General features: G+C 66.1%; 8 protein-coding genes and 1 pseudogene. 8 read left to right on the forward strand and 1 reads right to left on the reverse strand.

Annotated elements, in window-relative coordinates:
- The first annotated feature begins 1,122 nt into the window (after positions 1 to 1,122).
- From AB1460_RS34575 to AB1460_RS34590, 4 genes are all read left to right on the forward strand, one after another.
- Positions 1,123 to 1,317, forward strand: coding sequence for a hypothetical protein (locus tag AB1460_RS34575; protein ID WP_368966562.1), 195 nt, complete (start codon positions 1,123 to 1,125; stop codon positions 1,315 to 1,317).
- Positions 1,318 to 1,382: 65 nt separating this feature from the next.
- Positions 1,383 to 2,219, forward strand: a complete 837-nt coding sequence (locus AB1460_RS34580; protein ID WP_368966564.1) for a mycofactocin-coupled SDR family oxidoreductase — start codon at positions 1,383 to 1,385, stop codon at positions 2,217 to 2,219.
- Positions 2,220 to 2,275: 56 nt separating this feature from the next.
- Entirely contained in the window at positions 2,276 to 2,467 is a 192-nt protein-coding gene (locus tag AB1460_RS34585) for a ferredoxin (protein ID WP_368966566.1), read from the forward strand.
- Between the two features lie 38 nt (positions 2,468 to 2,505).
- Positions 2,506 to 3,888: a cytochrome P450 gene (locus tag AB1460_RS34590; RefSeq protein WP_368966567.1), complete on the forward strand. Its 1,383-nt coding sequence runs from the start codon at positions 2,506 to 2,508 to the stop codon at positions 3,886 to 3,888.
- Positions 3,889 to 3,945: 57 nt separating this feature from the next.
- Here AB1460_RS34590 and AB1460_RS34595 read toward each other — a convergent pair.
- Positions 3,946 to 5,033: pseudogene (locus AB1460_RS34595) on the reverse strand (IS630 family transposase).
- 65 nt (positions 5,034 to 5,098) lie between these two features.
- On the opposite strand from AB1460_RS34595, the gene fdxA reads away from it, so the two are divergent.
- The 4 genes from fdxA (at position 5,099) to AB1460_RS34615 (ending at position 7,666) form a co-directional block, all read left to right on the forward strand.
- Positions 5,099 to 5,428: a ferredoxin gene (gene fdxA, locus AB1460_RS34600; protein ID WP_368966569.1), complete on the forward strand. Its 330-nt coding sequence runs from the start codon at positions 5,099 to 5,101 to the stop codon at positions 5,426 to 5,428.
- Positions 5,429 to 5,459: 31 nt separating this feature from the next.
- Complete coding sequence (locus AB1460_RS34605) at positions 5,460 to 6,020, forward strand: HtaA domain-containing protein (protein WP_368966570.1); 561 nt, start codon at positions 5,460 to 5,462, stop codon at positions 6,018 to 6,020.
- 9 nt (positions 6,021 to 6,029) lie between these two features.
- Complete coding sequence (locus AB1460_RS34610; protein ID WP_368966571.1) at positions 6,030 to 6,938, forward strand: NAD(P)-dependent oxidoreductase; 909 nt, start codon at positions 6,030 to 6,032, stop codon at positions 6,936 to 6,938.
- 467 nt (positions 6,939 to 7,405) lie between these two features.
- On the forward strand, positions 7,406 to 7,666 hold the full coding sequence (locus AB1460_RS34615) for a hypothetical protein (RefSeq protein ID WP_368966573.1): 261 nt from the start codon (positions 7,406 to 7,408) through the stop codon (positions 7,664 to 7,666).
- Positions 7,667 to 7,741: the final 75 nt, after the last annotated feature.

The raw sequence follows: 7,741 nt of genomic DNA on the forward strand, positions 1-7,741 counted from the left end.
TCGACGCAATGAACAGTCCATCAGACACACCGGAGATCAGCTTCGGCACCCGAAGCTCTCACCACGTAACCTTCAACCAGGATCACGCGGCATCACTCTCCGTACACCACCACCGTGGACGTGACCGGATCTGATCCGGATCCCGCGCGTCCGCCATCACCGGACCGCCGTTCCTCCTGCGGCGACGACCTCGCCGGCGATCCCTCTTGCCACTCCTCGTAGATGTCCACGCACGCCACACTGGCCCCGGCCGCGGGCACGCGAAACGGACAACCGAGTGGGCTGCGCGGACCCTCTGATCGATCACCGGGCCTGTCATCGCGCCGGAACTTCGCGGCTTCCTACATGGACGACAGCATTCGCCGGCGACCCCGCTCATCCGCGATCTCCCGCCACGTTCGCACGCCGGCTCCCTTCGATCACGGATAGGTAACAGCTAGATATTTATACTGATAGCGTGATACTGTCGCGCTACGTTCTCTTCGGGGGGGACTTGGCGTCGATCAGTCTCGTGGAGGATCTTCCAGTGGGAAGGGCTCAAGGGTGAGCGAAGCGCTTCAACGACCGCAGGCCGCCATCGTCACGGAGTGGATGTGATCGTCGACCCGGCCGAGCTGGAGCTCGACGATCGCTCGGCGGCCGAGCCCGCCACCCAGCCCGGCGGTGCCCGCTCCATGGATCTGCTGGCCGAGCTAGCGCGACGCCGTCCCTCACCAGGCAACCGCCAGATCGAGTTGTGCTTCCGGCGCTCCCCGGTCGAAATCCTGGCCCACCCGGACGACCAGCGCGGCGCCGGGGTGCGGCTGGTGCGCAACACAGCGGCGCCTGCGCCGGACGGGCGGCTCATCGCCCGTCCGACCGGACAGATGGAAGACCTGGCGTGTGGACTCGTGGTGCGCGCGATCGGCTACCGCGCGCACCCGATCCCCGGCGTCGCGCTCGACGACCGCAGGGGCGTCATCCGCAACGTGGAGGGCCGGGTGGTCGACGCGTCGGGCGCCCCTCTGTCGGGCAGAGTATGTCGTCGGCTGGGCGAAACGCGGGCCGTCCGGCGTCATCGGCACCAACAAGCCCGACGCCGAGCAGACTGTCACGCGGATTCTCGCCGACCTAGAGTCCGGGATGGCCGCAGGCCGACCGTCCGCCGACCGCGAAACTGTGGCCTCGTGGGTACGGGAGCACACCGGGACACCCATCAACTGGGCCGGCTGGACCGCCATCGACCATCACGAACGTGCCCTCGACGAGCCGGCAGGCCGGCCCCGCATCAAACTCACCGCGCTCGAAGACCTGCACGCTGTCGCCGACCGCTGCTGAGCAGGCAGCCCATCCCCAACCCAATACGTCTCCAAGCTCAAATTGTCTACATAGGAGGTTGCTATATGACCGGGCGGGTTTCGGACAAGGTCGCCCTGATCACCGGTGCCGCGCGGGGGCAGGGACGCAGTCACGCCATCCACCTCGCCCGGGAGGGCGCGGACATTATCGCGGTCGACTACTGCACGTCCTTCGATACCGTTAGCTATCCGATGGCGACCGAGGAAGATCTGCGGCAGACGGTCAAGGAGGTCGAGGCGCTTGGCCGCCGGATTATCAGCATTCAGGCCGACGTCCGGGACCAGCCTGCGATGCAGCAGGCGATGGCCGACGGCATCGCCGAGCTGGGCAAGCTCGACGTCGTGGTGGCCAACGCCGGCATCTGCGCGATGGCCAAGGAGCAGCCCCTTCAGGCGTGGGTCGAAGTCAGCGGCGTCAACTTCGGCGGCGTGCTCAACACCCTGAACGCGGCGATTCCGCATCTGAAAGCCGGTGCGTCGATGGTGGTCACCGGTTCGCTGGCCGCGCTGCTGCCCGGCGGCCCGAGCCCGGAGCCGGGCGGTATGGCTTACATGTGGGCCAAGCGGTCGCTCGTGTCGCTGGTGCACGATCTGGCGCTGGTGCTCGCGCCGCACTTGATCCGGCTCAACGGCGTGCATCCCACCAACTGCGACACCGACATGCTCCAGCACGAGGAGATGTACCAGTCCTTCCGGCCGGATCTCGAACACCCCACCCGCGAGGACGCGACACAGGCATTCCCCGTACTGCAATCCATGCCGGTGCCGTGGGTCGAACCGGCCGACGTCAGCCAGGTGATCGTCTTCCTCGCCTCGGACGAATCGCGCTACGTCACCGGCCAGTTCATCAACTGCGACGCCGGCGGACACCTCAAGATCTGATTGTCCGGCCCGGTTTGTTGTACATTTACCCGTCTCAACGTCGAGGAGTTTTCGCGATGAAGGTTCGTGTTGATGGCAGTGTCTGCCAAGGTCACACCCTGTGCGCGATGGCAGCGGCCGATGTCTTCGAACTGAACGAGGAGGACGGGCACGCCTGGGTGCCATCGGACGATGTTCCACCGGGCCGTGAGGAGGTCGTGCGTGAGGCGGCCCGGTCCTGTCCCGAGCAGGCGATCGTCCTGTCCTGAGCCGCTCGTGGCGGTCTCGCAGAAAGTAGGGAAGAGTCATGACTACCGAAGACATCCGGGCGACGGATGCGGAGCGCAAGCAGCCGGAGATCGAACTGAACCGGCATGGTCTCGAATACCGGGACGGGTTCGAGGCATGGGCGAAGCGGTTGCATGTCGAGGCTCCGATCGCGTGGAACGCGACGCACGGTGGATATTGGTTCGTCAGTGGCAATCAGCAGGTCTTCGATCTCGCTCGCCGCGCGGATCTGCTGTCTAACGAGAACGACGGCCGCGGCACCAAGCACGGCTATTTCGGAATCAACATTCCGCACGAGCCGAACCCGGAGATTCGGCGAGGCAGGCATGCCGGCTTCCTGGAGATGGATCCGCCGGAGCAGCGGCATTACCGGAACGCGTTGAACGCGTACCTGTCCCCGGCGGCGGTGGCGCGGTGGCAGCCGGTGATGGACGAGATCACCCGGGCGTCACTGGACGAGGTCATCGAGACCGGCCGGATCGACTTCGTAGACCACCTCGCCAACGTCGTGCCCGCGGTGCTGACCATGGCGATGCTGGGGCTGCCGCTCACGGATTGGGTCGTCTACTGCGAGCCGGCGCACGCGGCCGTGTACACGCCGGCGGATTCCCCGGACTGGCCCCGTGTTCAGCAGCAAGGCTTGCTCATGGGGCAGCGGCTGTTCGAGAGCATCCAGGAGGCGCGCAGCAAGCCGCGTCCGGGCATGCTCGACGCGTTACTCAACGCCAACATCGTCGGTGAGAAACCCGACGATGAGGCTGTCGTGGGGGCGATGGTCCTGTTGATCGGTGGGGGCTTCGACACCACGACGTCGTTGACGGCGAACGCGTTGAATTGGTTGTCGGAGCATCCGGATCAGCGGGAATGCCTGGTCCGGGATTGGGAAACTCTGCGCGACAGCGCCACTGAGGAGTTCCTGCGCTTCTATACCCCGGCGCAGGGTAATGGTCGCACGATCAGCCAGGACGCCGAGGTGCACGGCACCCAGTTCCGGGAAGGCGATCGGCTATGGGTGTCGTGGGCGATGGCGAATCGGGATGAGACGGTGTTCGAGGACCCCCACACGATTCACCTGGACCGCAAGGGTAACCGGCACTCCAGTTTCGGGCTGGGTATTCACCGCTGCATCGGGTCGAATGTCGCGCGGGCGACGTTCAAGACGATGCTCAAGGCGGTGCTGGATCGGATGCCGGACTTCGCGTGCGACCCTGGTGGTGCGGTCCGCTACGAGAGCACCCACGTCATCAACGGCATGCAGCACCTGCCGGCGACCTTCACGCCGGGCAAGCGCCTGGGCCCGGGGCTGGAGGAGACCATCGAGAAGCTGCAGCGCGCCTGCGATGAGCAGCGACTCGCCGAACCCGTGACCGTCCGCAAACAAGGTGCCAAACTCGCCGATTGAGCAAAACAACGACCGTCTGGCAACCGGTGCCGTGTGGCCCGGTGCCGGCGGTCTGCCCTAGTGTCCCGAGTCGTTAATCCGTTCGCAGTAGGCGGCGAGGGTCTCGAGGATCTGGTCAGCGGTCTTCGCTCAGACGAATGGCTTCGGATCCTTGTTCCACGCGTTGATCCACTTGCGGATGTCCGCTTCGAGCTCGACGACGGACCGGTGCGTCGAACGGCGGAGTTTCCGACGGGTGAGTTCGGCGAACCAGCGCTCGACCAGATTCATCTACGACGACGAGGTCGGGGTGAAGTGCAGGTGGAACCGCGGATGACCGAGTAGCCACTTCTTCACCGCCGGAGCCTTGTGCGTGGCGTAGTTGTCCAGGATCAGATGCAGGTCGTAACCCTTCGGGACCAAAGAGTCGATCAACTTCAGGAAACGGAGGAAGTCCTGATGGCGGTGACGCCTGAAATGCTGGGCGATCACCGATCCGGACGTCGGGTCGAGGGCGGCGAACAGGCTGGTCGTGCCGTTGCGGACGTAGTCGTGGGTCATCCGCGCGGGCGTGCCGGGCATCAGCGGCAGCACCGGCGCAGTGCGGTCCAGCGCCTGAATCTGGCTTTTCTCGTCCACGCAGAGAACGATCGCTTTCTCCGGCGGATCGAGATAGACCCCCACCACGTCACGGACCTTCTCCACAAACTGCGGATCGGTCGAGAGCTCCACGTCTCGACCAGATGCGGTTTCAACCCGAAGGCACGCCACATCCGCGACACCGTCGACTGCGACAACCCACTCGCCTTCGCCATCGACCGCGACGACCACTGCGTGTCGCCGTTCGACGGAGCCTGCTCCAACATCTTCGTGATCACCTCGTGGACCTTGCTGTCGGACACAGTCCGCGGCCGGCCCGGCCGAGGCTCGTCCGACAGCCCTTCCAACCGATCGATGGCGAACCGGTTCCGCCACTTCGCCACCGTCGGCAGCGACACCCCGACCGCCGCCGCGACCTGCCCGTTCGTCCCGCCCTCCGCGCAGGCCAACACAATCCGCGACCGCTGCGCGAGCGCCTGCGACGTCTTCGGACGACGTACCCAGCTCTCCAGCACCTGCCGCTCCTCGTCAGTCAGCACGATCTGCACGGCGGTCGGTCCAGGCATACCCCCATTCTACGATCTATAAATGAACTAACGACTCAGGACACTAGATCCGCGTGGAGCGACTGATGACTTTTGTGGTGGCCGAGCCGTGCGTCGACGTTCTCGACAGGTCCTGTGTAGACGTCTGTCCTGTCGACTGCATCTACGAGGGCGGCCGGATGGCCTTCATTCAACCCGTGGAATGTATCGGCTGTGGGGCCTGTGTGCAGGTTTGCCCGATGGAGGCGATCTTCCACGAGGATGATCTACCCGAGGAGTGGTCGCCATTCACCCAGCACAACGCGGAGTTTTTCGCGAAGGTCGGGTCCCCGGGCGGGGCGGAATATCTTCCGCCGGGGACCGTGCCTGACCCAGCATCGGTGACCGCTCTGCCGCCGCGACTGGCCGAGGAGTAGGCGAGTGGCGTCCGTCCATAGTGGAAGTCGAATGCCCGACGCTTCGTCGGCCGACTCACCGGAAGCCGTTTTCGGCATGCGGTGGGGAATCAAGGGCTCGTTCATCGACTATGTCCGCCAGACGCCGGACGGTAAGGGCTGGTTGGGTGACGGCGCCGTGCCGGTCGGCGAGTACGAGATCCTGTTCGCGCTCAAGGAAACCGGGGCACGCCCCACGACCGCGTCCGGGACAGAGCGAGTCTGGGCGTTCAGTGGCGAAGCACGCTTCAGCGGGCATTTCGGCATGCTCTACGTGAGCCTGGCAGCCCCGGAGCTGACCAGACGCGACGGCAGCACCGAGCTCACCGTCGTCGCCCCATTTTCGGGAACGGGAGAGCTGGAGCGGCTGCCGCTGGTCACGTTGCGCCTGGAACAGCAGCCCGCGCCGGACGGCATAGAGCGCTGGCGCGGCACGGACGTACGTCTGACCGAGGCCGGCGCGGGATTGTTCAACGACGTCTATCCACCCGGAGAGCCGTTCGAACCGCTCACCGTGATGCTTCCCGCACTCGATGACGGATGGCGTGGCGGCCCGGGCGGGGCACAATCATGAGCTGCGGGCATGGAAGAGGAAGGTAACGGCGTGAACGCCTCGGGGCAGACCGACCTCGCGGTCGGTTTCGTGGGTCTGGGCAACCAGGGGGCACCGATCGCCCGGCGGATCGTTGACGCCGGCTTCTCGACGACGCTGTGGGCGCGCCGGCCGTCGGCACTCGAGCCGTTCGCCGGGGCGGGCGCGAAGGTCGCGGGCTCCCTGGTGGAGCTGGGGGCGTCCAGTGAGGTGGTCGGAGTCTGCGTGCTCGACGACGCCGCCGTCGAGGAGGTCGTCGCCGGGCCGGGAGGTGTGCTGGAGGGCATGCGAGCGGGCGGCATCGTCATGGTGCACAGCACCGTGCATCCCGAGACTTGTGTGCGGCTCGGAGAGGTCGCGTCTTCCCGGGGAATCACGGTGGTCGACGCGCCGGTCAGCGGTGGTCGGCTCGTCGCAGAGGCGGGCCGATTGTTGGTGATGGTCGGCGGGGACGAGCCAGCCGTCGCGCGCGTCCGCCCGGTGTTGGCAACCTTCGGCAATCCGGTACTGCACCTGGGAATGCTTGGCGCTGGACAACGCGCGAAGCTGCTGAACAATCTGACCCTCACAGCCAACCTGGCCGTCGCCGAGGGCGCCTTCGCGCTCGCGGCCCAGTTGGATGTCGATCCGGATATGTTCGCACAAGTGCTGGCGCACGGCTCGGGCAACAGCACCGGCGCGAAGATGCTGCGGCCGGAGAGTGGGTATTCGTTGGCGGCGATGCGCGACACAGCGGGTCCGTTGCTGTGCAAGGACGCCCGGCTCGCCGCCGAGCTGGCGGCGGCGGCCGGAGCCGACGCGCTGAGCGTGTTCGCCGCGGCCGACACGGCTCTCGAGTCCATGGGGTATCCTCGATCCAAGCGGCCACGCGGCCACGCGGAACCGGATCTCACGATCTAGTGGACCGTAATTCCGCTTTCTTTATCAGCCGTTGTTGGCGACCAACTTCCTGATGCTGGTCTCGACGAGTTTGACCTTGGCCAGAATCTCCCCGGCTGTCGCGGTCCAGACGAACGGCTCCGCGGTGGAGTTCCAGTGCTCGATGTAGTCCCGGATCTGTTTGATCGTAAGTGTTCGGTGAACCCGTGGAACGTGGCCCGGCAGACGGTTGTCGCTCGGGGGGCGCTCCGCCCGTGCATTGACGAGATGTTGGTGGTGACACGCCGGCTAGGTGCGTGATGTGCGGGCTGATGGCGGTGTGTGCTGCACGGTGTGACCACCGCGCTGACGGTCGAAGACGCCGACGTGGCGTGCTGGCGTGCCCGTGCCGAGCGGGCGGAGGTTCGTGCCGAGCGGGCGGAGGCTGGTGCCGAGGAGCTCCGGCTCGGGTCGAGGAGTTGTCCGAGCAGGTCGCGGTGCTCAGCCGGATGCTGTTCGGCCGTTCGTCGGAGAAGAGGCGCCCGTCGCCGGGCGTGAGGGACGGAGCGGAAAATCAGCTCCGCGGCGAGCCGGGTGGCGGGGAGCCTGGAAAGCGCGGCCAGCGGCGGGGGAGCAAGGGGCACGGTCGCCGCGACTACTCCCACCTGGACACCCGTGAGGAGGTCCACGACATGCCCGAGGCCGAGCGGGCCTGTTCCGCCTGTACTCCGCATGTTCGGGAAGGGTGCTTTGACCAGCCCGTTTCTTGATCACGGGGGTTTGGTCGGGTCGGCTCCCAGGAGGTCGAGCACGCGCTGCTGCAGCGCGGTAGGCCGGGGGATGTA

The sequence above is a fragment of the Parafrankia sp. FMc2 genome, from assembly GCF_041008525.1.
In the GTDB taxonomy this organism is placed as follows: Bacteria; Actinomycetota; Actinomycetes; order Frankiales; family Frankiaceae; genus Parafrankia.

Bases quoted from the DNA above. Each gene is read 5' to 3' on its own strand.
- AB1460_RS34575 (WP_368966562.1), top strand. From the start codon at position 1,123: ATGGCCGCAGGCCGACCGTCCGCCGACCGCGAAACTGTGGCCTCGTGG.
- AB1460_RS34580 (WP_368966564.1), top strand. From the start codon at position 1,383: ATGACCGGGCGGGTTTCGGACAAGGTCGCCCTGATCACCGGTGCCGCG.
- AB1460_RS34585 (WP_368966566.1), top strand. From the start codon at position 2,276: ATGAAGGTTCGTGTTGATGGCAGTGTCTGCCAAGGTCACACCCTGTGC.
- AB1460_RS34590 (WP_368966567.1), top strand. From the start codon at position 2,506: ATGACTACCGAAGACATCCGGGCGACGGATGCGGAGCGCAAGCAGCCG.
- fdxA (WP_368966569.1), top strand. From the start codon at position 5,099: ATGACTTTTGTGGTGGCCGAGCCGTGCGTCGACGTTCTCGACAGGTCC.
- AB1460_RS34605 (WP_368966570.1), top strand. From the start codon at position 5,460: ATGCCCGACGCTTCGTCGGCCGACTCACCGGAAGCCGTTTTCGGCATG.
- AB1460_RS34610 (WP_368966571.1), top strand. From the start codon at position 6,030: ATGGAAGAGGAAGGTAACGGCGTGAACGCCTCGGGGCAGACCGACCTC.
- AB1460_RS34615 (WP_368966573.1), top strand. From the start codon at position 7,406: ATGCTGTTCGGCCGTTCGTCGGAGAAGAGGCGCCCGTCGCCGGGCGTG.